This is a genomic window from Rhodococcus sp. AQ5-07 (assembly GCF_009707305.1).
Classification (GTDB): Bacteria; Actinomycetota; Actinomycetes; order Mycobacteriales; family Mycobacteriaceae; genus Rhodococcus_F; species Rhodococcus_F erythropolis.
Map to the genome: position 1 here is coordinate 5,183,973 of NZ_CP046099.1, position 23,036 is coordinate 5,207,008.

Genomic DNA, 23,036 nt, shown 5'->3' on the forward strand with positions numbered 1-23,036 from the left:
CTAACCCTTGACTACCTGAGTCCCACCAGCGAGCTCGTCATGCTTGCCCTGCTTGGTGGGGCTGTTGTTGATGGTGACCGCGATGACGATGTAGGCGACCAGCGCGAGGATTCCGCCGATGATCGGAATGATCGAGAGCAACGTGAAGGCGTTGCGAATCGCAGACTGCTGGACGGAGGGGCGAGGTGCGCCGCCCGGACCGTGCACTGAAAGGCCCAGAATCATCTTTCCCAAAGTCCGACCCTGCGTTACTTCCATTGCGATGAAGTAAGCGAAGGTCAGAATTCCCGAGATCAGAATCAAGCTGTCGGAGTCACTGACCAAGAGAGCCAGAATCGCGGCGATGATGCCGACGATGATTCCGTCGATGATGCGGGCGCCGAGTCGAATCCACAGATCACCCGGCTGAGCACCCGAGGGCAGTCGATTTCCTCCGCCGTACGCACCTTGGTCGTTGAACTGCGGAGGCGGCGGGAAGTTGCCACCCTGCGGAGGCGGCGGGTATCCACCGGGCGGCGGGTAGTTGCCACCCTGAGGGGGCGGGAAGTTCCCGCCCTGTGGAGGAGGCGGGTAGCTACCGCCCTGCGGGGGGCCGGCGGGAGGTGGGTAACTTCCGGGAGGAGGTGTTCCCTGCTGGCCATATGGATCCTGGGGTGGGAATTGCTTCCCTCCTTCTGGATTCTGGTTGGGGTCGTACCCGCCGGTTGTCATGTGTTCCCCTCAGTCGTAAATATCGCGCTCGAGTGTGACAGTGGATATGACCCTACTGGGATCAAAGAGCGATGTGGATGACATCTGCTCACTTGGATTCGGAGGTCACCTGTGGTTTAGGCTGCGTTGTATGACGAGTTCCGGGGGCAACAACGACGATTCTTCGAGCGATTACCAGGCAAAACCTGGATACGGAGAATTTCCGAGCCTGCCGCCCGAGGGGTACGGCGTGTCCCCGTCCGAAACGCAGTCTTCACCTGAAGTTCCCGGATATACCACTCCCAACGAGCAGTACCCGGGTTATCCGCCGCCGTCGTACAACCCGACCGGTAATACGCCTCAGCCGGGTGGAATTGGTGAACCCAATCCATACTTGCCGCCGCCGAATCAATATCAGCCGAATCAATATCAGCAACCCGGACAATACGGACAAGCTCAATACGGACAGCCCCAATACGGTCAACCGCCGAATGCGTACGGTCAACCGAACCAATTCGCTGGTGGATACATCCCGCCGATGCAGCCAGTCGGCACCAATGGTCTCGCAATTGCGTCGTTGGTGGTATCGCTTGCAGGCGGTTGTTTCTACAGTCTCGGCGGAATCATCGGAATCATTTTGGGAATTGTCGCGCTCAATCAGATCAAGCAGACAGGTCAAGAGGGACGCGGGCTTGCGATAGCCGGAATTGCGGTCGGAGCAACTTTCTTGGCCATTTTTGCCGTGATTCTCGTGGTCGCACTCATCGCGAGCGCATCGTCGTCGTACTGAAGTTTGGCGTCGTACTGAAGTGGCTGGCGCTCACACGGGAGTGACTATGGACGACGCAGGAAGTGGCTTCCCGAAGTAATAGCCCTGGCCCATGTCGCAGCCGGCTCGCAAGACGTTGGCTGCGTGTTCCGCGGTTTCGACGCCCTCGGCGATCGAATCAAGCCCGAGCTTCCGCGCGATGTCGGCGATTGACTCCATGACCATGAAGGCGCGGTCTCCAGCACGACCCGCTGCGCTGACGGCCCAGGTCAAGGATTGGTCGACCTTGAGAATGTCGAGCGGCAATTCCGACAACGCGGAGAAAGACGCGAAGCCCGCCCCGAAATCATCCAGCGCGATTCGAATTCCCTCGTTATGCAAGACGTGAAGGGTCTCGGCGGCATGCCGACCCACGACGCCGAGTTCGGTGACTTCCACGATGATTCTGCTCAGTGGGGTTTCTGAACTGTCCAGCGCTCCGAGGATCTCGTGAGCGGCGTGCGGGGTAGCGAGTTGGCGAGGTGAAAAGTTGACCGCGACCATCATGTGCTCAGGCCACGACGCTGTTTGGGCACAGATCATGTCCAGAGCCTGCAGCCCGATGGGAATGATGAGCCCAGAGGATTCGGCGGAGCGCATGAAATCTTGGGGTTCGATCAACCCTCGAAGCGGATGGCGCCACCGCAGAAGTGCTTCATAGCTGATAATTGCTGACGAGTTCAGATTGACCTGGGGTTGATACAACACCTCGAATTGATGGTCGTCGAGTGCCTCGCGAAGCTCGCGGACCATGCGTATTCCTTTTCGTCCTGAGTCGCCCGTGCCGCACGTGCGTGTCAGCGTGGATGCTGCAAGTGGGTACTGCGGTCGGATCCCAGGTTCAGATCCCGGGCGTAGTTTTGCAGGGACTACTCGCCCTGAATTTCCTTCGCCAGTCTTGACCGTACTTCACTAATCGAGAATTGCCAACGAATAGCTATTGCGGATGGCTTTGTCATATCGGACAATCGAGCTTTTGTCCCGACGAGGTGTCGATTGAAACTTCACTTACTTCGCCGGGAAAATCCACGGGGTTCGGGGGATCTTGCGAGAGTCGAATCGATCCGCCAATTGGGGTGGTGTGACAACTTCCCCGGGTTCAGCGAGACCGATGCTCGACGCGATCATTGTCAGGACCTGTTCGGCACTGCGTCCGGCCTCGAGTTGATCGGCCAGAGTCACTGCGCCGTCGCGCTTCGCGAGTCGTTTGCCTTCACTGTTCAACGCGAGAGGAACGTGGGCGTACGACGGCGGTTCGATGTCGAGCAGTTGAGCAAGGTGCGCCTGACGCGGTGCCGAGGTCAGGAGGTCGTCGCCGCGGACCACCTGATCGATGTTCTGCGCACCGTCGTCGACGACAACGGCGAGGTTGTAGGCGGGTACGCCGTCTCCGCGGAGCAGGACGACGTCGTCGACTTGCCCCGTCACCTCGCCGAACAGTTCGTCGTGCACGGTGAACGAATCGATGTCGGCCCGTAGCCTCAGCGCGGGGGATCGGCCGCTTGCCGATTTCTCGGCGCGTTCGGCCGCCGACAGGTTCCGGCACGTGCCGGGATAGGCGCCATCGGGAGCATGGGGAGCGGACGGTGCCTGCAGGATCTCCTTGCGTGTGCAGAAGCAGGGATAGGTCAGGTGGCGCTCGCGTAATAGCTCGATAGCGTTGTGGTACAAGGGAAGACGGTGCGACTGCAATACGACTGGGCCGTCCCATGTGAGGCCGAGCCTGCGCAGATCGTCGAGTTGTCGTTCCATCGAGCCGGGTCGGACACGGTCGAGATCCTCGACTCGAATGAGGAAGTCGCGACCGCTGGTGCGGGCGAACAGCCAGGCCAAGAGGGCGGTACGGAGGTTTCCCAGATGGAGATCGCCGGACGGGCTCGGCGCGAAGCGCCCTGCTCCTGCCACGTCAGCTGGCGAGCCCGACGGAGGCGAGCGGGTTCTCGGCGTCGTGCAGGGTGAGGCGGATCTGGGTTTCCAAAGCGTGATCGAGGTACTGCGGCGGATACATGGCGGGGCTTCCGAGTGCGTCGAGGGCCAATCCATTGACGGTTGAAAGTAGAAGTGCCGCTCTGGTTTCCGCTTCCGGAGTTCCGATCCCGATCAGAACTGTCGAGATGCCGGTGCGGATTGTGAACAGGGTTGTCCGGCGGATTTCGGAGAGTGACTCACTGGTTGCGGCGCGCACGGCAAACGCGGCGAGCACATGCGCCTCACGCGTGCGTTGCTCGTCGAGGGGCAGGAGTTGCGAGAGCGCCTGGAACAGGGCGGTATGCGGGTCCGCGTCGGCGGATGATTCGGCCAGTCTGGTCAACAATCGATCGACGAGTGTTCGCAGTGCGAATGCGAACATCTCGTCCTTGGTCGAGAAATGATGTTGCACTGCGCCGATCGAGACACCCGCCCGTTTTGCGACCTCGCGAACGCTGGCATTTTCCAGTCCGGATTCCGCGGCGACATCGAACAATGCCGCCGCAAGCAGGTCTGGACTCGTGGAGGATTTTCGGCGTTCCGGCATACCGCGACATTACATGTGTATGGAAGTAATGCCCACGTCAGGGGTACTTTTTCACGCCTTCCGGCCGAGGAAGGCAAGGAGTTTCGTCGCTTTGTCAGCGTTGTCCGGAACCTGTATTTCCGGGCCGCACACACCGCTCATGCGGATCGACTCGCCGAGGCCCGCGGCGATCTCCGACACCCACTCCACGTCCGTGTCACGCATCGTCGTATCGGTGCCGGTCGCGGCTGCGAGATCCCAACCGTGGATGACCAGATCGAAACACAAGAACCCCTCGACCGTGGCCCCGAGGTTGGTCCGGCCGAAGTGCCCGTCGTATTCGAGGGTGGACTTTGCCGGATCGTCCAGAATGGCCTGCATCGAATCTCGGACGGCCGCCCAGGCTGCCGACGGGTCGTCGTCGACCGACGGACCGGGTGCCAATTCCAGGCCGACTACCTTGACCATGTCTCGTTCGCTGTCGAGCACGTGTCTCACCACGTCGCGGGCGGTCCAGCCCTCGCAGGGGGAATCGTTGTCCCAGCGGTCGGCGGGTACGGCGTCGATCCGCGCCGTGAATCCGGCGGCCAGATCCCGATAACGGTGGGCGGGGGAGATCTCTGTTGAAGTCATGACAGCAATCCTTCTCCACCGCGGCGCGTCATGATTGATTATTTCGGACATTCACTCGATCTCCGGGGCTTCCGCCCAGATGTCCATCGGTACGACCCCGGCGCTCTTGCCTTCGTCATCGAGAAGTCGGCCCACCCTTTTCATCGATCGCAGCACCACTGACCTGTTCAGCACCACCAGGCCCGGTGCCTCTTGTGCGAGTTGTACTTCGGTAATGGGAGTTTCGCGAAGGGAGTGTGCGGCGATCGCGAGCAGTGTGTTGGCGTGTCCACCGGATATCCGCATGCACACTCGTGTTCCAGACACTCGCTCCACCAGAGCACGAATCGTCGACCGGTCCGTGGGATCGACATATCCCCACACCCAGGTCACGAGGGGCCAGCCGGACAGCGGTAGAGACACGTCGCAACGGAACACGATTTGGTTGCGCGACGTCAGTTCGGCAAGTCGCCGCCTGACCGTACTTTCGCTGAGGCCGGTACCGACCGTGAGCTCGGCAATCGAGGATCGACCGTCCTCGCCCAGCTTCAATATCAATTGGCGGTCGACCGCGTCGAAAGTCTTCCCGTGATGGCGCTGATCCGTCGGAGCATATTTGTAGCGCACAGGCCGGTCTGTCATCACCGCCCGCTGCGTGGCATCGAGTACCTGCAATTTCCAGTCGTCTCCGATCGCGAAGACCTCGGTGACGAGGTGCGCACGCGAACTGACGATCCCGGGCACCGACGCGAGTGAGCGAAGCAGGAAACGCGACAGGAAAGCCATGTCTCTGACCTCGACGAGAAGGGTCAAGTCGCCTGGGCCGCTTGTGTGTTCGACGCTCAGAACCTGCGGCCAGCGGGCAAGGCGTTCCGCAATCGCCAAGGCGTTCGAAGTCGTACAGTCGACTTCCACGAAAGCCAGACACGATTCCGGACGGCCGTGGCCGGTTGCCCTCGCGGAGACCCAGGCGGTGCCGGAGTCCTGTAGCCGTTGCCAGCGGCGCGCGACGGTAACCGGATCAACTTTGAGCGCGTCACCAACCGTGCGCCACGACGCTCGCGGGTCGAGTTGCAGGCAATTGATCAGGGCGAGGTCGACGTCGTCGAGCACGGCGGAATCCTGCGTTTCTTCGATCATGTTGCAAGTATCGTGCATCTTCATTGTGTCTGGGATCACTTCATTCATGCTCGAAGGGCAGAACGCGGTGGCAAGTGCCCACCGCGTTCGTGCTGTGAAAGGAGAACCCAGATGTCGTCCACCACGTTGTCCGCTGTTCCAACCGAGAGAAGTCTCGACTGGGTGCAGCGCCTCATCGGAATCGATACGACGAGTGCCGTGAGCAATCGACCGTTGATCGATCTCATCGCCGCGGAACTACGTCGCCACGGGGTCGAGCCGATACTCGTTTGCGACGACGAGGGTTCCAAGCTGAACCTGTTGGCAACATTCACGCCTCCTGACGGAAGCACTGCCGGTGGAGTGATGTTTTCCGGCCATACAGATGTAGTGCCGGTCGACGATCAAGACTGGAGCAGCCACCCTTTCACTCCCGAAATTCGCGACGGAAGTCTGTACGGACGCGGCACGTGCGACATGAAGTCGTTCATCGGGATCGTTGTCGCGGCGATCCCCGACATCGTTGCTCGGCCGCTGGCGAAGCCGATTCACTTTGCATTCTCCTACGACGAGGAAGTCGGCTGCATCGGTGCGGCCGGGTTGGTCGAGGAGGTTGTTTCCCGGAACCTGCGCCCTGATGTGTGCGTCGTCGGAGAGCCGTCGGAGATGCGGGTCATTCGCGCACACAAGTCGATGAACGTCATACGTGTTGATCTGCATGGTGTTTCGGCGCACTCGTCGCTTACTCCGCAAGGAGTCAACGCGATCGAATACGGCGCGGAGTTGATTCGATTCGTCAGAAGCGTGGCCGACGAGCTCCGTGCGTCCGGCCCGTACGACGACGCATTCGACGTGGCCTGGACGACGTGTTCGGTCAATCTCGTATCCGGCGGGATCGCAGTGAACACTGTCCCCGAGGATTGCTCCATCACTTTCGAATTCAGGAGCATCAGCTCAGCTGGCGCCGCAGATTTGCTCGAACGCTTTGCCGCCGAGGCGAATCGGATCGAAAACCTGATGCAGGAAGAAAACCCGTCAGCCTCCGTGACGATGCACGTGTCGGCCTCGGTTCCTCCCCTGGAGACGGATGCGAATGCTTCGGCGGCCGCACTGGTCGAACAATGGGGTGGTCGGCCCTCGGACGAAAAGGTCGCGTACGCCACCGAGGCCGGGATGTTCGCGAGTATCGGTGTCCCCACTGTTGTGTGTGGGCCGGGAAGCATCACTCAGGCGCATGCACCTGACGAGTACGTGACACTTGACCAATTGGCACAGTGCGAGCAGTTCGTTCGGAACGTCATCGCTCACGCCCGCGCCTGACCCACCCTCACCCCCCTAAGGAAAACCATGTCCACGGCAACTACGCCAACCTCCGGAGCAGTCACCCCGGAACGCCTGGCCGCTGCTCGCAAGGCGGTGATCAGCAGTTCGCTCGGCGCTGCGCTCGAATGGTTCGACGTCATCGTCTACGCATCATTTGCAGTGGTCATCGCCCATAACTTCTTTCCCGGCGGCGACAACACTCTCGGCTTGATACTGACGTTCGCGACGTTCGCGATCTCGTACGTCATCCGGCCGCTTGGCGGGATGGTTCTCGGAAGCTATGCCGACCGTCGCGGGCGCAAGAACGCCTTGACGTTGACGATGATGCTGATGATGATCGGCACGCTCATCATGGCGGTGGCGCCGACGACCTCGATGATCGGGCCGTGGGCCGGCGTCGTCATCCTGGTTTCGCGACTCATTCAAGGATTCTCCGCAGGCGGTGAATTCGGTACTGCTACAACCTTCCTCGTGGAAACTGCACCGCACAAGAAGGCGTTCTACTCTTCCTGGCAGGTTGCCAGCCAGGGTGCTTCGGTTTTCCTGGCATCGTTATTCGGATACGTGCTCAATACCCATCTCTCGCATGAAGCGCTTTACTCATGGGGCTGGCGCGTTCCGTTCTTCTTCGGCATCATCGTCGGGCCGGTCGGTCTCTACATCCGCGCCAAGCTCGATGAAACGGACGATTTCAAGACGAGCGTCCCGGAAAAGGCCCCGCTGAAGACGACGCTGACCAGGCATCTCGGCCGGGTGCTGACCGGCGCCGCAGTAGTCGGCGTCGCGACGATCTCGATCTACCTCATCTTGTACATGCCGACGTTTGCCGTGAAGAACCTCGGAGTATCCGCCTCTGCCGGCTACCTCGGCGGAATCGTCGCCGGACTGGTCACCTTGATCACCGTGCCGTTGATCGGTCATCTTGCAGACCGGGTCGGACCTGCGAGAGTTATGACCTGGGCCGCCGTTGCGGCAATCGTCCTGGCCTGGCCGCTCTTCAAACTGATGGTCGATCACCCCTCGACTCTGACGCTCGTCCTGGTTGTTTCGGCCCTGGGCGTCATCATGGCGTTTGCCTTCGGCCCGTTGCCTGCCTTGATGAGTTCGCTGTTCCCGGCGGAGATCCGGGCTACCGGGATGTCTTTGTCGTACAACCTCGGCGTGACCTTGCTCGGCGGAATCGCGCCGTTGGTCTTGACCTGGTTGATCAGTACAACAGGCTCGCTCGACGCTCCGAGCTACTACTACATGACGGTCGCAGTGCTCTCCCTCGGCGGGCTGTGGTCTGCCAGGACGCTTTTCAGTCAGAAGTGACGGCGGGGGAGCGCGGTAGCGATCATGCGACCGCGTCTCCCTCTGCCAGCGCGACAACGGTATCCGACCCGTGCCAGTCGGGGGCTTGGGTTCGCAGTAGAGCTGCCGGGGTCAGCGAAGAGATTCGGCGGCATTCACGCGTCAAGTGGGCCTGATCGCTGAATCCGCAGTGGGCTGCGGATTCAGCGAGGCCCAGTGCGGGTCGACTGCGAGCGAGCGCCATGAAACGCTGGAGGCGCAGGATCGAGCGCAGCGTTGCAGGGCCGTATCCGAAGGCGTCGTTGCATCGACGCTGGAGTTGGCGCGAAGTCAGTGCCGCCGCGTCGGCGAGAGTGCTGACATTCCACGAATGTTCGGACAGTGCGGTGCGGACGTGGTTGATCACCGGATCGTGACGGAAACTCGAACTTGCCCAACTCCGGACAGCGCTTTCGAGGATCGAGACTTGTTCGTGGTCTTCGGAATTTTCCAAGCGGTTCAACAGTATTCGTTCCGTGCGTGCGTCGGTTACAGCGCTGAGGTCAGCGCGAGAATCTCGAAGCTCGGACGCCGAGGTTCGCAACATCGGCGATGCCGATCCAGGGCGGAATCGAACACCCACGGAGCGTGTTCCGGGCGGAAGAGTGAATGACCATGCAGCGGTTTCGGGGCCACAGACGCGTATGCCGACGCCACGTATCCACAGCACGTCCATGCAAGCATCGGGCACGAGCAGGTGTTCACCTTCTGCGCACGCCGTCCAGCCACACACCAGGATGTCGGAGAGATCCGGGGCGACCGATTGTGGTGTGTACCAACCCATGACAAGAGCCTATCGAGCGCCACCGACACGAAGGCGAGTTCATTCGACCGGGCCGAAGCGATATCCGAACCCCCGGATGGTTTTGATGTACTTCGGTTTCGCGGGATTGGATTCGAGTTTGGACCGCAAGCTGAGAATGGTCGCGTCGACCACACGTGTCTTTTCGTGGTCGGAACCCCAGACGTTTCGGATCAGATGATCACGCGAGTACACGCGCCCAGGCTCGGTCGACAGTTCCAGGAGTACCCGCCATTCGGTCCGGCTGAGGACGAGCAGCTTTCCGCCCATCGTCGCCGTCATCGCACGTCGATCGAGGAGCAGGTCACCGTGACGTTGGTGTTTTCCGGCGGCGGGATGCGCGGTTTCACGAAGGATCGCGGTGACCCGAAGATCGAGCGCGTGAGAATCGATCGGGTTCAGTACGAAGTCCGAGACAGCGCCATGTGGTGCTTCGTCGATGTCCTCGTGGGTATCCACCAACATCATGATCGGCATCGAACTGCGCAAGCGGATCTGTCGTGCAATCTCGTAGCCGTCGATGTCCGGCAACAAGAGATCGATCACGGCGATATCGAAACTGTCGGTGTCCAGGTCGTCGAGTAGGCGGCGCCCGGTGCGGACGAGCTGTGTTTGATGACCAAAATGTACTAATTCGGCCCCGAGTGTCTGGGCAAGCTCCGAACGGTCGGTAGCTGCAAGTATCAAGCTCACGTGAAATCCTCCCCCCGAAGGTGTTACTAGTCGTAACAGCTTGCATTCTGGCAGATCATCCACCGCATGGCCACAACAAGGTGGCTGATCAAAAGTTGAGGGAACCTGGGGCGTTCGTCGCTAGACTTCTTTCATGGGCACTCTGTTCGCGTTGACGCTGCCAGGCTTGCTCGTGCTGCTGGTCCTGTTCGCGTTCGCCGAGACTCTCTGGAACCGGCTCACCGGTGGCCGGGCCCTGCCGTGGACCAGGGGGCGCACGACTCGTCCGGTCTCGGCTGCGGGCTTCGAAGAGGTTGCTGCCCTGTTTCAGGGGTCCAAGCATCATGAATTCGAACAGCGGCAGAGTGCGTTGATGCATCGTGAGGACGGAACCGACGGTGACCCGCCGTGGGTGCCCGTCGATCCGGAAGCTAACAAGGTCGTTCTCCGTCGACGGAGTTGACAGTCGCCGACAGTCGACGGAGTTGACAGTCGACGGAGTTGACAGTCGGGCTCAGGCCCAGTGGCTGGGGCGGGTCAGTGAATCGGGGAGTGTGGTAGCCGAATCGCCAACCGCCGCGTTGATCTGGAACTGAGTGAGAAAGATACTGCCGCGGAGTTTTGCGCCGCGAATGTCGGTGCCGCGCAAGTCTGCACCGATCAGATCGGCGCGATCGAGTTCGCAGCCGCGGAGGTCTGCACCGATCAGATAACTCCCGCGAAAGTTGGCCCCACGTAGGTCGGAACCACGAAGTTTGGCGCCGATGAGGTCTGCGCCGCGGTGGTCGAGTTTGCGACCCTTCTTGCCTGAGATCGGCGAGCGCACAAGGTTACTCGTCTGCAAGAGCAGTGTGTTGACTGCCGCTCGGTGTGCTGAGACGTCGACGGCTTGAATCTGCGAAGGCGTGCCGTTAGTCAGGCTTTCCGTCTCTGCGAGTGCAGCGTCGAGTTCCTTTCGTATCGAGTGGGTTTGCTTCAGCGAGCGGGCTTCGGCGAGATACCAGAGCAGTTCGTGCAACTGGCGTACGACAGGGAACGTTTCGAACATGTCTGACGCGGTCTCCGGGGCATCATGCCAGCTGATGCCGTCGTAGGTCTGCTGTGAAACCTTCTGTCCCGCACCGAAACAGTCGTACACGGTGCAGCCGGTGAAGCCCTTCTTTCGCAATCCGGTGTGAATGCCGCAGCGGAAATCCTGCTGCAGGTTCTTGCAGGGGTCGCCGGCATTCTTGTTGGTCGCGAAGTCGGAGGACTTGGAAAAGGGGAGTGCGACGCAGCACAGGCCGAAGCAACTGCTGCAATCCGCGAGCAGATTGGTCTGGCTGGCAAGCACGCGTACTCCCGATGGTTGGGTTGGACGGAAAGTGTGTCTTCGGGTTCGTGAGTCTGTCAAACGAAAATTTTGTAGATCTGAAACAGTCGATGCGCTGCTACGCTGCTTTTTCGCGTGTCGATTCGAAGCCGGGGGGCTTGGGTGGGGAACGAAGTACTGCAAGCGGGCGGCGGTTGGATTCGGGGCAAAAGGCGTTGGAAAGGCCGGAACTTTCGGGTCGACTTCGATGATGGCCTGGTGTGGATATGATGCGCCGCAAACGATTCCACAAGCAGGGCTCGACGGGTACGCCGACGGCGGCGCGGGATCGCTGGATCGATTCCAAGACGGACTGCGTGCATCCCACGACGGCACGCATTAATGCAACACGGTCATCGGACACATTTACGGATCGACCGTGATCGGCGCTGCGGCGCCTCGGACGGACGATCAATGGACGCGAATGATCTGTTCTTCGTGGGAAGCCCCGGAACATATCGGTGGCCATGTATACGCCACCGCCGCGGCAAACGATCCGGTTCCGATGATCGGGGACGTGTTCGGCGGTCTCTCGCATGGCGCGAACCCCGCGAACGATCTTCCGCTGATCGGATTCGGTGCCACTGTCATCGAGTCCGCACCCGGAACCGGGATCGACGCGGGTCTGTTGGGCGAGCTCCCCAGCCCAGTCGCACACAGCGAGTATTGGGAACGCACCAACCCGGCTCTTGCCGGGATGGGCCACGTGATCGCCGGACTAGGAGCGCCATGACCAACGCAACGCGACGCCGTAAATCACTCGGCATGAGCAGTATCGCGGTGGCAATCCTGCTGTCGGCGTGTACGACCCTGCTGTCGGCGTGTACGACGACGGAGAACGGGAAAGTGATGGAAGCCAACTTGAATCTAACCCTCATGCAGGCACAGGCCAAGGTGATCGAATACATGACGGACACGATCACGGTACTGCCGCCGGGCGCCTACTTGACGCGGTATTCCGAACTGAACCAGAAGGTCACCCTCGATCCGGGTGGCACCGTCCCGTGCAATGACAGCAATCTGTCGAAGGACACATCCGTGGACTACGGCGTGACGTACTTCCTCACCTCAACTGAAACCGCCGACATCCCAGGTTTCGGTGATCCGATTCGCAATCTGTGGACTGAGCGCGGCTGGAAGTTTCGAACGTACGACTCCGCTGGGGACTCGACGAGCACCGAGACAATCTTGCCGGATGGATATCGAATGGTTCTGGAGGAGTACGCGCGGGGAGCAAGTTTGACCGGGTCGTCGCCGTGTTTCCCCCGACCCGATGCATCGGATCGTCCGAACGCGCCCGTGCAGATCGATCAACCTTGACCGGGCCCGCGTCCTCGTTTCCCGAGTTGACTGTCCTCGCTCGCCAGTCGACGCCGAGGTCGGGAAGGTTCGCGCCCGCGCAGATGCTGGAGGTGGTGCAGTCAGCGTCGAGGTCGACGCGTACGGCGCGATCACTGACTTGCAACTCGCCGAGAGCGGTCTCCGGGCCGGCGCGGCTGCGCTCTCCGCCTCGATCGCAGCGGCCCACCGAACCGCTTCTGCGTCAGCAGCGTCTGCCGCGCAAGAACTACGCGCCCCACTCCTCCGTGAACCTCGCGTCGCCAGGGCAATGAATGCTTTCAATGCAGTGGACGCGTTCGATCAGGCGCCGGCCGCACCTGAACCTCACGTGGTGAAACGAGCCGACCGCACGTCAGTCGACGACGACCTACCCTTCGACGGCGGTTCGTTCATGCGACGTGCCTGAGCCCGGGCAAAAAGAACCCCTGCGAACCGCTTCTCAGCAGTTCACAGGGGTTCCTTTGGCGGAGGATAGGGGATTTGAACCCCTGAGGGCGTTAACCCAACCCGCGTTCCAGGCGAGCGCCATAGGCCACTAGGCGAATCCTCCGTGGAGCAGCATACCCAATTGCAGGCGTGAAGCGTTAAACGGGTACCTGACCTGCGAAGAACCGGTGGATCTCAGGGTTTGCATCTCCACCCCGGTAGGTGGTGTGCAGCGGCCGACGAAAGCCGTCTACACTGTTCATTGGATCCCGCGCGGCGCGCATCCTGTGAACTCCCCCAGGGCCGGAAGGCAGCAAGGGTCAACGGGCTCTGCCGGGTGCGCGGGGTCCTCTATTTTTTTCACATACCCGACCCCGCCTCGTCGGTGAAAGGCCGCTCCGGATGCCTATCCAAACCCAGATCGGGTTGATGAGCCATGAAGAACTCACCTCCGAGCATGAGAGCCAGAGCGCGAAGTACACGCAGCTCCAGGCGCAGAAGCTCGCACTCGATCTGACCCGCGGTAAGCCTTCCCCGGAACAACTCGACCTTTCCGCAGAGCTGCTGACGCTGCCCGGCGACGGTGACTTCCGTGACGGCAGCGGCACCGACTGCCGTAACTACGGCGGACTCACCGGTCTGCCGGAACTGCGCGCCATCTTCGGTGAGCTGCTGGGTATCCCCGTTGCGAACCTTCTCGCCGGCAACAACGCGAGCCTCGAGATCATGCACGACAACGTCGTGTTCTCACTGCTGCACGGCACTCCGGATTCGGCCCGGCCGTGGGCACAGGAAGAGAAGATCAAGTTTCTCTGCCCCGCACCGGGCTACGACCGCCACTTCGCGATCACCGAGTCCCTCGGCATCGAGATGATTGCGGTGCCGATGAACCACGACGGCCCGGATGTCGTCAAGATCGCCGAACTTGTTGCGTCAGATCCGCAGATCAAGGGCATGTGGGCGGTTCCGGTCTACGCGAACCCCACCGGTGCCGTGTACTCCGAAGAAATTGTCCGGACGCTCGCGTCGATGCCGACGGCCGCGCCCGACTTCCGCCTGTACTGGGACAACGCGTATGCCGTGCATCCACTTGTCGGCGAGACTGCGCCTTCCTACGACATTCTCTCGATGGCAGCGGAGGCCGGACACCCCAACCGTCCGCTCGTGTTCGCGTCGACGTCCAAGATCACTTTCGCCGGCGCTGGTGTGAGCTTCTTCGGTAGCTCGGCGGAAAACCTTGCCTGGTACCAGAAGTTCCTGGGTAAGAAGAGCATCGGACCGGACAAGGTCAATCAGCTTCGCCACCTGCGTTTCTTCGGCAATGCCGACGGCGTTCGTGCGCACATGGAGAAGCATCGCGCGTTCCTCGCGCCCAAGTTCGAGCTCGTACTGCGGATCCTCGAGGATCGTCTCGGTGCTTCGAAGGTCGCGTCCTGGACGGAGCCGAAGGGCGGATACTTCATCAGCCTCGACGTGGTCGACGGCACGGCCAAGCGCGTCATCGAACTGGCGAAGAACGCGGGTATCGCGCTCACCGCTGCCGGATCGGCTTTCCCGTACAGCACGGATCCGGACGACCGGAACATCCGGTTGGCCCCGAGCTTCCCGTCCACGGCTGAACTCGAAGTTGCCATGGACGGCGTGGCGACGTGTGTCCTGCTCGCAGCCACCGAATCGCGTCTCTCCGAGATCTGAGTTCTCGAAGCGGCGTGCCCGGTCGGTACTTTTCGGTCTCGTCTTGTACCGTTCGGAGCATCAATTCCCGACATAGGGTGTAAATCCCGGAGGTTGTAGTGACGGGCGCGATCAACGCTTCGGATGGGCCTTCTTTCGAGGCGCACACCGCGAAATCAGAGTCGGTCATCGAAGCTGACATACCGCGACGCAGTCTCCGTGTCGGTGTTCTCGGATTCTCTGTGCTCGGTGTTCTGGCAGTCGTGTCCGTGCTGATGGTTCTTTTCGCCGTGCCGATGAATACGCGGTACTGGGGGATCTTCGAAAATTTCCTCGATCTCGACGTCTACCGCCACGGCGGCAGCGTTGTGGTTCAGGGCCTTCCGTTGTACGACGGGCCAGTCCTGGAAGGGATGATGTTCACGTACACCCCGTTTGCGGCTTTGCTGTTCACGGTGTGGGCGGTGCTCTCGTTCAAACAGGCGATTGTCGTGTGGACGGGTTTGAACATCGCTGCGTTGTTCGCAGTGATCGTGTTGTGCTGGAAGTACCTCGGTTATCGGCTCGACGTGAAGGCGTACGCCGTCAGTGCGTTGGCCACCACGATCTTTCTGTTCATGGAACCGATACGTACGACGCTCTGGCTCGGGCAGATCAACATCTTCCTGCTGCTCTTGATCGTGTGGGACCTCGGTCGGGACGAGAAGAGTCGGCTCCGAGGAATCGGGGCAGGCATCGCCGCCGGCGTGAAGCTCACTCCGGCCTTCTTCTGGGCGTACCTCTTCATCACTCGTCAATGGCGTGCGTTGGTGACGGCCGTCGTGACGTTCGCGGCGACCGTCGCGATTGGTTTCGTCGTGATCTACAACGATGCGTACAAGTACTGGACCGGCACTCTTGTCGACAGCGAACGCGTCGGACCGACGGATGCTCCGAGCAACCAGTCCGTGTCCGGTCTGATTGCTCAGCTCACTCACACTCCGACGCCGTCGCGGGTCCTGGTCCTCGTCTTCAGTGCGCTGGCAGTATGCCTCGGACTCGGTGCCGCGTGGATTGCTCACCGGCACGGCCAGAAATTGCTCGGCCTCACCATGACGGGGTTGACTGCGACCACTGTCTCGCCGTTCTCGTGGGGTCATCACTGGGTGTGGTTCGTCCCGCTGGTCGTCCTCGCCGCGCACTACGCGATGGTGTCGAAGAAGCGCTGGGCGTGGGTGGCGCCGTTCGTTTTCCTGCTCCCAGTCTTGAACTGGTCTCACACTTGGTGGGACCCGTCGGTCATTCCGGGTACGGATCGCTTTGTCGGAATGGGCCTGTTCATGTTCGTGCCGCCCGAGTATCTGCGGATTCCGACCGTCGGCGTCTACCTCTGGGTCTTCACGCTTGCCGCGGTCTCGACGTTGGTTCTGTTCGGCTGGAAGAAGTGGAAGATTCCGGCTCCGGATGCGTCGGCGCCGGTCACAACTGCCGCCTGACGTGGCAGTATCGGACTCATGGCACTTCAACTGAACCTTGTCGGTGACCCCGAAGCGGATGCCCTCCTGGCCGAGGACCCGTTGGCGTTGTTGATCGGAATGCTTCTCGATCAACAGGTTCCGATGGAAACGGCCTTCCTCGGTCCGAAGAAGCTGGCGGATCGGCTCAGCGGTATCGACGTCAGGCGTATCGCCGACATGGACACCGACGAGTTCATCGCCATCTGTGCCGAGCCTCCGGCTGTGCACCGATTCCCCAAGTCGATGGGCGAGCGTATCCAGCTCATGTGCCAGTTCATCGTCGAGAACTACGACGGCGACACCGCGGCGATCTGGACTTCGGGAAATCCCGACGGCAAGGAAGTGCTGAAGCGGCTCAAAGCCCTACCCGGTTACGGGGATCAAAAAGCCCGGATCTTCCTGGCGTTGCTCGGAAAACAGATCGGCGTCGAGCCGAAAGGTTGGCGCCAAGCGGCCGGCGACTACGGGCTCGAGGGCTCGAGGCGCTCGATTGCAGACGTGGTCGACGAACAGTCTTTGCTCGAGGTCCGCGAGTTCAAGAAGGCCGCAAAGGCCGCAGCGAAGGCCGACAAGAAGTAAGCCGCTTTCAGGATTTCCGGGACCCGCTCGCACGCACTACTTTCATCAGGTCGCCTGCGGGGCCCTCGAGCTGACGCGGCGGGCGCCACACTGCACGCAGGGATCGGTCGAGTTCCAAGCCTTCGACGGCTACGACCCGAAGTTCTCCCTGCTTCACCTGGTCCTCGACGGCCAGCGTGCTCAGTACCGCCGGGCCGACGCCACCGAGCACGCTGGTTCGAATCGCGGCCGAACTACCCAGTTCCAACAACGGTGCACCGCGCTCGTATTCGTGTAACGCCAGGTCGAGAGTCGTTCTGGTTCCCGATCCGGGCTCACGCACCAGCAGCGGTGTCGCTGCCAGTTCGGCGACGGTCAGCGGCTTTCGTCGACGCGCCCATGGATGATCCGGATGAACGACCACGACCAGCGAGTCACGCGCGACGGTGACGCTGGGCAGGCTCTTCGGAACGGTCGGTGACTCGACGAATCCGAGGTCACACATTCCTACTTCGACGGCTTCGAGTACGCGTGCCGAGTTGTAGACCTGAAGGTGGACGGTGACACCAGGATGCAGTGATCGAAAGACGCCGAGCCAGGCCGGGATCAGATGTTCGGCGACGGTCATGCTGGCACACACGGTCAATTCCGCGGATCGTTCGGTCCGCATCCCTTCGGCGACGTCGAGAAGCTGCCTCGAGTTGGCGAGGACGCGGCGCGCCCAGTGGACGATGACGGTCCCCTGCGGAGTCAAAGTCGCCCCCGTCGACCTTCGGTGTATGAGTGGCATCCCGAGCTGCCGCTCGAGGGCTTTGACGGCGCGGCTGGCATTCGGTTGTGCGATGTGAGCCAGACGGCTTGCAGCACTGAGGCTTCCGTGATCATCGATGCCGACGAGTAGCTCGAGTGTGGTGAGGTCGGGCCACCTTCTGGTCATGCAGACAGGCTATACCCAGCATCTATTCCATATCGATCTGATATGTCGTGATGGTAGAAATCGCCCTACCGGAGCGATGGTGGCTCAAGGACGCTGGATGAGTGAACCGTGATGTGAAGTCCGTGGCCGAGAAACCCGCAGTCGCCCCTTCGTCAGAAGTACGACGGTGGTCGAGTGTCGCTGCATTGGTGCCCGGAGTTGCGTTGTGCGCCTTGGGTGCCACGGTCGCGCTGATAGCCGGTCAGTTCACCTCCGCCGTGAGTCCGTTGCTGATTGCGATCGTGGCGGGTGCGGTGTTGGCGAATACCGTCTCTTTGCCGGCGAAATTCCAACCTGGCCTGGCATTCTCGGCGAAACGGCTACTTCGGGTGGGTATCGCTCTGCTCGGGCTGCAATTGATGTTCTCCGACATCGTCGGTTTGGGTTGGGGAGTGATCGCCGTTGTGGTGGCGATAGTGTTCCTCGGTATCGCCGGGACCATGTATGCCGGAAAGCTTCTGGGATTGAGTTGGTCGCAGAGGATTCTGATTGCCTGCGGCTTCTCGATCTGTGGCGCAGCCGCTGTGGCTGCTGCGGACGGTGTGGTGAATGCGCGAGAGGAAGAGTTGCTGACCGCTGTAGCGCTGGTGGTGATCTTCGGAACTCTGATGATTCCGACGATCCCCTTGCTGGCCGATGCTTTCGGTATGAACGAGATCGAGGCGGGCATGTGGGCCGGTGGGTCGATCCACGAAGTGGCACAAGTAGTGGCTGCCGGCAGCGCTCTCGGCGCCACCGCGTTGGGTGTCGCGACCGTGGTGAAACTTGCGCGCGTATTGATGTTGGCGCCGGTCATGGCGTTTCTGAGCATTCGGCAACGCACGATGGTCGACAACACCGCCACCAAGCGGCCCCCGCTGATTCCGTTGTTCGTCGTGGCATTCATCGGCTGCATGGGTTTGCGCTCCACCGGAATGTTGCCAAATGAGCTTCTCGGATTGGCGAAGACCGTGCAGACGGCGCTGTTGGCTGCTGCGATGTTCGCTCTCGGGCTGGGGGTGCGGCTGAGCGTCATTCGTGGAGTGGGCGCACGACCATTCGTTCTGGCCGCGATTTCCACCGTGTGGGTGGCGACGATCGCCTACGTCGGAGTCGTGCTGGTCAGCTGATCGAGCGTTGAGTCCGCCATGCGCTCGGGCTCGTCGAGAACTGGGTGCGAAACCAGCGCGAGAAACTGCCCTGCGTCGAAAACCCCAGGTGCACCGCCACTTCGGTCAATGAATAGCGAGGGTTGGCGACAAATCGTTCCGCGAGGGTGCTTCGGACCGAATTGAGAACGGCCGTGAACGTATCTCCGGATTCGGCGAGATGACGGTGCAGTGTCCGCCGGTCGAACCCGAGGCTTCGTGCCACCTGCTCGACAGAGCAGCGGCCGGTCGGAAGCAGAACTTCGATCAATTCCTTGGTGCGGCTGAGGGTGTCGGAGGTTTCCGATGCGGGAAGTGAGTCGAGGAACTGGCGAGCGTACGGCCGGAGCAACTCGTCGGACAGTTGGTTTGCCGCATCCAGGTCGGCGGCGAAGAAAACGATTCCGGTGAATTCGTGATCGAATTCCACGGTGTCGCCGAGGATTCGTCGATGCGTGCTCGTATCTTTCGGGGCATTGTGCGTGAATCCCACGCTGACCGGATGCCATCGAGAACCCAGGAAACTTCGCAGGATCTGCAGCGTCGCGCCGACTGCGAGTTCGACGCTCTGTCTGGTGTCGACCGGTTCGCCGACCTCGAGCGAGATTCGCAGGGTGGCGAGTCCGTTGACCTCGTTCAATCGGATGCGCAATGACTCGTTGTACGTGTGCTCGTATCGCATCAATACGTCGAGCGCGCTCCTGACGTCTGGTTCTTCCCTGATGACCAAGCTGAGGGGACCGAGATTGGACAGTCGACGCAGGCCGGCGAGTAGAAGCCCGAAGTCTTCGTGTCCGGACTCCGCTGCCGATCGCTCCAGGAGCGATGCGATGGAGGCGGCCGGTACCCATTGGTCGGGGTTCGCCAGGCTTGCCGGGCTCAGGCCGACACTTCTCATGAGGGCCACAGCGTCCACGTCCACTGTTCGGCACAGGTCGACGTATCGGTTCAGTGACGCGTAGCGGGCGAGTGGCTTCATAGGGCCCCCTTTACTCGATGTCCCGAAATGTTGTGTTGTGTGTCTCGTCAAGTTAAGCATGTGAGCCGGATCTCACATAGTTTTGTTCACATCAGTTCGGCACGACCGCGAAGTCGAGCACCGACTTCTGGAAGTTGTTGCGTACGAATACAGCTCGACCGTAATCGAGTCGAGCCCGCCCACAGAATTGGAGAGCATTGATGGCAAACGCCATTCGGTTCCATGAGATCGGCACACCGTCCGTCATGCGTTGGGAAGAGATCGAGGTAGGACGACCGGGTGCCGGAGAGGTTCGGGTTCGTCATGAAGCGGTGGGGTTGAACTTCGCCGACACCTACTTTCGAAGTGGCCTCTATCCTGCGCAATTGCCTGCCGGGATGGGCGTTGAGGGCGCCGGTGTGGTCGAAGAGATTGGCGAGGGAGTAGTCGATTTTGCAGTGGGGGACCGTGTGACCTACACCGGCAGTCCGCTGGGTGCGTACGCCACCGAGCGGATCATGGCGTCGTCCGACCTGATCGCGCTACCCGACGGCATCGCCTTCGACACCGCGGCCGCCATGACCATGCGAGGACTGACCGCCGCCTACCTTCTGCGTCGCATCTACCCGTTGAAAGCGGGAGACACCGTGTTGCTGCATGCTGCGGCGGGCGGGGTTGGACTGATCTTCACCCAGTGGGCAAAACTGTTGGGAATCAAAGTGATCGGAACGGTGTCGAGCGACGAGAAGGCGAGCGTTGCCCGTGCTCACGGGTGCGATGAAGTCGTCATCTACACCCGCGAGGACGTCGTAGCGCGTGTCAAGGAGATCACCGGGGGCGTCGGCGTGCCGGTTGTCTACGACAGTATCGGGCAATCCACGTTCGACATCTCTCTCGATTGCCTTGCCAGGCGCGGGCTGCTGGTGTGCTTCGGAACGGCGTCCGGGCCGACTCCGCCGATTCAGGCAATGCAGTTGGCCGTCAAGGGATCTCTCTTCCTCACACGTCCGGCACTTGCCGATTACATCGCGGATCCCGAGGAACGTGCCGAATTGGCGGGCGAACTGTTCTCACACGTCGAATCCGGGCGAATCAAGATCGAGATCAACCAGCGATACCCCCTCGAAGATGCGGTGCGTGCGCACCACGACATGGAGTCCGGTCGCAGTATCGGTTCCTCCGTCTTCTCCGTCTGAACCGAAACAGCACTTCCCAGAGGAATTGTCATGACCAACACCGCAACGTTGACAGAAAACCTTCCCTCGTCGACCAGCACGATCCACGTCGAGAAATTGACCTGTTCGATCGGGGCAGAGTTGTCCGGGGTGGATCTCGGCGAGGTCGCACGAGATGCTGCACTCTTTGCCCAGATCAAGGGATTGCTGCTCGAGCACAAGGTTCTGTTCTTTCGCGACCAGAACTTCTCCAGAGCCGAGCACGTAGAACTTGCCCAGCGATTCGGTGAACTCGAGGATCATCCGGCCCTGGGCAGCGACCCCGACCACCCGGGCCTGGTCCGCATCTACAAAGACCTGGACAGCCCGCCGGAGCATTTCGAGAATGCGTATCACTGCGACGCCACCTGGCGCGTGAACCCGCCCATGGGATGTGTATTGCGTTGTGTGGAAACACCTCCGGTCGGCGGCGACACGATTTGGGTGAACATGGCACTCGCCTACGAGAATCTGCCGGCGCGGGTCAAGGAGCAGATCAAGGACCTGCGTGCCAGGCACAGTATCGAGTCGACCTTCGGCGCTCGGATGCCGATCGATCAGCGGCACCAGCTGAAGGAACGCTTTCCCGACGCCGAACATCCCGTGGTACGAACACATCCGGAGACCGGCGAGAAGATTCTTTTCGTCAATTCGTTCGCCACACACCTCGTGAACTATCACACGCCCGAGAACGTCCGCTACGGAATCGATTACGCCCCCGGCGCCGGGAATTTGCTCACTTACCTGGCGAGCCAGGCTCAGATTCCCGAGTACCAGGTTCGGTGGCGCTGGACCGAGAACAGCGTCGCGATCTGGGACAACCGGTCGACACAGCATTACGCGGTGCAGGACTACTGGCCCGCGGTTCGAAAGATGGAGCGCGCCGGAATCATCGGCGACGCACCGTTCTGATCGCTCTTCCCAGCCCCGAAGATAATTCATTCACTCGATCGGAGTCACGCTATGCATTTCCACGACGATTCACTGTTCCCCGAAACCCAGGACAAGCTTGTCATCACCGTTGCTCCCTACGGACCGGAGTGGGAGCCGGACGATTTTGCAGAAGACCTCCCGTTGTCGATGGACGAGCACGTCCAGCAAGCCGTCGACTGCTTCAACGCCGGTGCCACCGTTCTCCACATCCACGTGCGTGAACTCGACGGCAAGGGCTCGAAGCGACTGTCGAAGTTCAACGAGCTTCTCGGCCGCTTGCGTGAGGCCGTTCCCGAGATGATTCTGCAGGTCGGCGGCTCGATTTCGTTTGCCCCGGAGGGCGAAGGCGCCGATGCGAAGTGGTTGTCCGACGACGTGCGTCACATGCTGGCGGAATTGGAGCCGGCTCCCGACCAGGTGACGATCGCGATCAACACCAGCCAGATGAACATCATGGAACTGATGACCGACGACGACATCGCGGGTACGTCGATGCAACGTCCGGAATTGGCCGATACGTATCGGGAAATGACCGTGCCCGCCGGTCCGGAGTGGGTGGCAGAGCACCTGCGCCGGTTGCAGGCCGCCGGAATCCAGCCGCATTTCCAGTTGTCCAGTATTCCGCAGCTCGAAACGGTGGAGCGGTTGATCCGACGCGGCATCTACACGGGTCCGGTCAACCTCACGTGGGTCGCAATCGGCGGCGGCTTCGACGGCCCCAACCCCTACAACATGATGAACTTCGTCCAGCGTGTTCCCGACGGTGCGTGCCTGACGCTGGAAACGCTGATGCGTAGCGTCCTGCCGGTGAACACGATGGCCATCGCGATGGGCTTGCACGCTCGTTGCGGCAACGAGGACACCATCTGGGGCCGCAAGGGCGAGAAGATGACGTCGGTGCAGCAGATCGAGCAGTTGGTGCGCATTGCAGGAGAATTGGGCCGCGAGGTGGCTACCGCGAAGGAAGCTCGGGACATCTACCGGATCGGTGAGACGTATGCCGACACCGACGAGACGTTGGCGAAGCTGGGTTACGCGCCCAACCGCCGGATCGGCCAGCTGGGATTCACGCAGCACGCCTGAGTTCGCGCCCTCTCGTACAACAGTTCCGGGGGTACGAACCGCGACGG

The 23,036-nt window shown here is 61.0% G+C and carries 26 protein-coding genes, 1 tRNA gene and 1 other RNA gene; 16 read left to right on the top strand and 12 right to left on the bottom strand.

What is annotated here, in order from left to right; all coding sequences use genetic code 11:
* Positions 1–711, bottom strand: a complete 711-nt coding sequence (locus tag GJB56_RS32005; protein ID WP_326839306.1) for an RDD family protein — start codon at positions 709–711, stop codon at positions 1–3.
* Between the two features lie 130 nt (positions 712–841).
* Between GJB56_RS32005 and GJB56_RS24160 the strand changes: the two genes are divergently transcribed.
* Positions 842–1,480: a DUF4190 domain-containing protein gene (locus tag GJB56_RS24160; RefSeq protein ID WP_113683491.1), complete on the top strand. Its 639-nt coding sequence runs from the start codon at positions 842–844 to the stop codon at positions 1,478–1,480.
* A gap of 30 nt (positions 1,481–1,510) precedes the next feature.
* On the opposite strand, the gene GJB56_RS24165 is transcribed toward GJB56_RS24160, so the two are convergent.
* From GJB56_RS24165 to GJB56_RS24185, 5 genes are all read right to left on the bottom strand, one after another.
* Positions 1,511–2,251, bottom strand: coding sequence for an EAL domain-containing protein (locus tag GJB56_RS24165; RefSeq protein WP_097387997.1), 741 nt, complete (start codon positions 2,249–2,251; stop codon positions 1,511–1,513).
* Between the two features lie 255 nt (positions 2,252–2,506).
* The gene (gluQRS, locus tag GJB56_RS24170; RefSeq protein ID WP_019746514.1) at positions 2,507–3,403 is read right to left on the bottom strand and encodes a tRNA glutamyl-Q(34) synthetase GluQRS; all 897 of its coding nucleotides are present in this window, start codon (positions 3,401–3,403) and stop codon (positions 2,507–2,509) included.
* Position 3,404: 1 nt separating this feature from the next.
* Entirely contained in the window at positions 3,405–4,013 is a 609-nt protein-coding gene (locus tag GJB56_RS24175) for a TetR/AcrR family transcriptional regulator (RefSeq protein ID WP_019746515.1), read from the bottom strand.
* 51 nt (positions 4,014–4,064) lie between these two features.
* Positions 4,065–4,625 (bottom strand): TIGR03086 family metal-binding protein, encoded by a 561-nt coding sequence (locus GJB56_RS24180; protein WP_113683560.1) that lies wholly within the window; start codon positions 4,623–4,625, stop codon positions 4,065–4,067.
* Between the two features lie 51 nt (positions 4,626–4,676).
* Positions 4,677–5,744 (bottom strand): Lrp/AsnC family transcriptional regulator, encoded by a 1,068-nt coding sequence (locus GJB56_RS24185; RefSeq protein ID WP_230091065.1) that lies wholly within the window; start codon positions 5,742–5,744, stop codon positions 4,677–4,679.
* Positions 5,745–5,855: 111 nt separating this feature from the next.
* Between GJB56_RS24185 and argE the strand changes: the two genes are divergently transcribed.
* Together argE and GJB56_RS24195 are read left to right on the top strand one after the other, a co-directional pair.
* The gene (argE, locus tag GJB56_RS24190; protein ID WP_113683493.1) at positions 5,856–7,043 is read left to right on the top strand and encodes an acetylornithine deacetylase; all 1,188 of its coding nucleotides are present in this window, start codon (positions 5,856–5,858) and stop codon (positions 7,041–7,043) included.
* A 27-nt stretch (positions 7,044–7,070) separates the two neighbouring features.
* Complete coding sequence (locus GJB56_RS24195; RefSeq protein WP_020905883.1) at positions 7,071–8,360, top strand: MFS transporter; 1,290 nt, start codon at positions 7,071–7,073, stop codon at positions 8,358–8,360.
* A gap of 22 nt (positions 8,361–8,382) precedes the next feature.
* On the opposite strand, the gene GJB56_RS24200 is transcribed toward GJB56_RS24195, so the two are convergent.
* Both GJB56_RS24200 and GJB56_RS24205 read right to left on the bottom strand, forming a co-directional pair.
* Positions 8,383–9,162 (bottom strand): helix-turn-helix domain-containing protein, encoded by a 780-nt coding sequence (locus tag GJB56_RS24200; protein ID WP_046377798.1) that lies wholly within the window; start codon positions 9,160–9,162, stop codon positions 8,383–8,385.
* A gap of 39 nt (positions 9,163–9,201) precedes the next feature.
* On the bottom strand, positions 9,202–9,873 hold the full coding sequence (locus GJB56_RS24205; RefSeq protein WP_019746521.1) for a response regulator transcription factor: 672 nt from the start codon (positions 9,871–9,873) through the stop codon (positions 9,202–9,204).
* Between the two features lie 133 nt (positions 9,874–10,006).
* Between GJB56_RS24205 and GJB56_RS31715 the strand changes: the two genes are divergently transcribed.
* Positions 10,007–10,315 (top strand): DUF6191 domain-containing protein, encoded by a 309-nt coding sequence (locus GJB56_RS31715; RefSeq protein ID WP_230091066.1) that lies wholly within the window; start codon positions 10,007–10,009, stop codon positions 10,313–10,315.
* 51 nt (positions 10,316–10,366) lie between these two features.
* On the opposite strand, the gene GJB56_RS24215 is transcribed toward GJB56_RS31715, so the two are convergent.
* Complete coding sequence (locus GJB56_RS24215) at positions 10,367–11,185, bottom strand: pentapeptide repeat-containing protein (protein ID WP_113683495.1); 819 nt, start codon at positions 11,183–11,185, stop codon at positions 10,367–10,369.
* Positions 11,186–11,414: 229 nt separating this feature from the next.
* On the opposite strand from GJB56_RS24215, the gene GJB56_RS32130 reads away from it, so the two are divergent.
* The 4 genes from GJB56_RS32130 to GJB56_RS24235 are packed head-to-tail and all read left to right on the top strand — an operon-like array spanning position 11,415 to position 12,950.
* A complete protein-coding gene (locus tag GJB56_RS32130; protein WP_092765389.1) occupies positions 11,415–11,546 on the top strand; it encodes an alpha/beta hydrolase in 132 nt (43 codons plus the stop codon).
* Positions 11,547–11,582: 36 nt separating this feature from the next.
* On the top strand, positions 11,583–11,936 hold the full coding sequence (locus tag GJB56_RS24225) for a hypothetical protein (RefSeq protein ID WP_024487912.1): 354 nt from the start codon (positions 11,583–11,585) through the stop codon (positions 11,934–11,936).
* The gene (locus GJB56_RS24230; RefSeq protein WP_020968197.1) at positions 11,933–12,523 is read left to right on the top strand and encodes a hypothetical protein; all 591 of its coding nucleotides are present in this window, start codon (positions 11,933–11,935) and stop codon (positions 12,521–12,523) included. The genes GJB56_RS24225 and GJB56_RS24230 overlap by 4 nt, the downstream gene beginning before the upstream one ends.
* The gene (locus GJB56_RS24235; protein WP_113683497.1) at positions 12,477–12,950 is read left to right on the top strand and encodes a YbaB/EbfC family nucleoid-associated protein; all 474 of its coding nucleotides are present in this window, start codon (positions 12,477–12,479) and stop codon (positions 12,948–12,950) included. Before GJB56_RS24230 ends, GJB56_RS24235 begins: the two co-directional genes overlap by 47 nt.
* A 56-nt stretch (positions 12,951–13,006) precedes the next feature.
* Here the strand turns inward: GJB56_RS24235 and GJB56_RS24240 are convergent.
* Positions 13,007–13,094: transfer RNA gene (locus tag GJB56_RS24240), tRNA-Ser, on the bottom strand.
* Positions 13,095–13,230: 136 nt separating this feature from the next.
* On the opposite strand from GJB56_RS24240, the gene ffs reads away from it, so the two are divergent.
* The 4 genes from ffs (at position 13,231) to GJB56_RS24260 (ending at position 16,719) form a co-directional block, all read left to right on the top strand.
* Positions 13,231–13,330, top strand: an RNA gene (gene ffs, locus GJB56_RS24245) — signal recognition particle sRNA small type.
* Positions 13,331–13,372: 42 nt separating this feature from the next.
* The gene (locus tag GJB56_RS24250; RefSeq protein WP_019746524.1) at positions 13,373–14,665 is read left to right on the top strand and encodes an aminotransferase class I/II-fold pyridoxal phosphate-dependent enzyme; all 1,293 of its coding nucleotides are present in this window, start codon (positions 13,373–13,375) and stop codon (positions 14,663–14,665) included.
* Positions 14,666–14,763: 98 nt separating this feature from the next.
* Positions 14,764–16,119 (top strand): glycosyltransferase 87 family protein, encoded by a 1,356-nt coding sequence (locus tag GJB56_RS24255; RefSeq protein WP_113683498.1) that lies wholly within the window; start codon positions 14,764–14,766, stop codon positions 16,117–16,119.
* A gap of 18 nt (positions 16,120–16,137) precedes the next feature.
* A complete protein-coding gene (locus GJB56_RS24260; RefSeq protein ID WP_019746526.1) occupies positions 16,138–16,719 on the top strand; it encodes an HhH-GPD-type base excision DNA repair protein in 582 nt (193 codons plus the stop codon).
* A 7-nt stretch (positions 16,720–16,726) separates the two neighbouring features.
* Here the strand turns inward: GJB56_RS24260 and GJB56_RS24265 are convergent, their stop codons facing one another.
* Positions 16,727–17,635 (bottom strand): LysR family transcriptional regulator, encoded by a 909-nt coding sequence (locus GJB56_RS24265; RefSeq protein WP_113683499.1) that lies wholly within the window; start codon positions 17,633–17,635, stop codon positions 16,727–16,729.
* A gap of 101 nt (positions 17,636–17,736) precedes the next feature.
* Here GJB56_RS24265 and GJB56_RS24270 point away from each other — a divergent pair, with 101 nt between their 5' ends.
* Positions 17,737–18,783 (top strand): YeiH family protein, encoded by a 1,047-nt coding sequence (locus tag GJB56_RS24270; RefSeq protein ID WP_020905890.1) that lies wholly within the window; start codon positions 17,737–17,739, stop codon positions 18,781–18,783.
* On the opposite strand, the gene GJB56_RS24275 is transcribed toward GJB56_RS24270, so the two are convergent.
* The gene (locus tag GJB56_RS24275; protein WP_021342611.1) at positions 18,776–19,780 is read right to left on the bottom strand and encodes an AraC family transcriptional regulator; all 1,005 of its coding nucleotides are present in this window, start codon (positions 19,778–19,780) and stop codon (positions 18,776–18,778) included. The two genes, GJB56_RS24270 and GJB56_RS24275, sit on opposite strands and share 8 nt — an antisense overlap.
* 200 nt (positions 19,781–19,980) lie before the next feature.
* Here GJB56_RS24275 and GJB56_RS24280 point away from each other — a divergent pair, with 200 nt between their 5' ends.
* From GJB56_RS24280 to GJB56_RS24290, 3 genes are read left to right on the top strand one after another with little or no spacing between them, the layout of a single operon-like run.
* Complete coding sequence (locus GJB56_RS24280; protein WP_003943928.1) at positions 19,981–20,955, top strand: quinone oxidoreductase family protein; 975 nt, start codon at positions 19,981–19,983, stop codon at positions 20,953–20,955.
* A 30-nt stretch (positions 20,956–20,985) separates the two neighbouring features.
* Positions 20,986–21,885: a TauD/TfdA dioxygenase family protein gene (locus GJB56_RS24285; protein ID WP_070796497.1), complete on the top strand. Its 900-nt coding sequence runs from the start codon at positions 20,986–20,988 to the stop codon at positions 21,883–21,885.
* A gap of 51 nt (positions 21,886–21,936) precedes the next feature.
* Positions 21,937–22,989, top strand: a complete 1,053-nt coding sequence (locus GJB56_RS24290; protein WP_003943988.1) for a 3-keto-5-aminohexanoate cleavage protein — start codon at positions 21,937–21,939, stop codon at positions 22,987–22,989.
* Positions 22,990–23,036 lie beyond the last annotated feature (47 nt).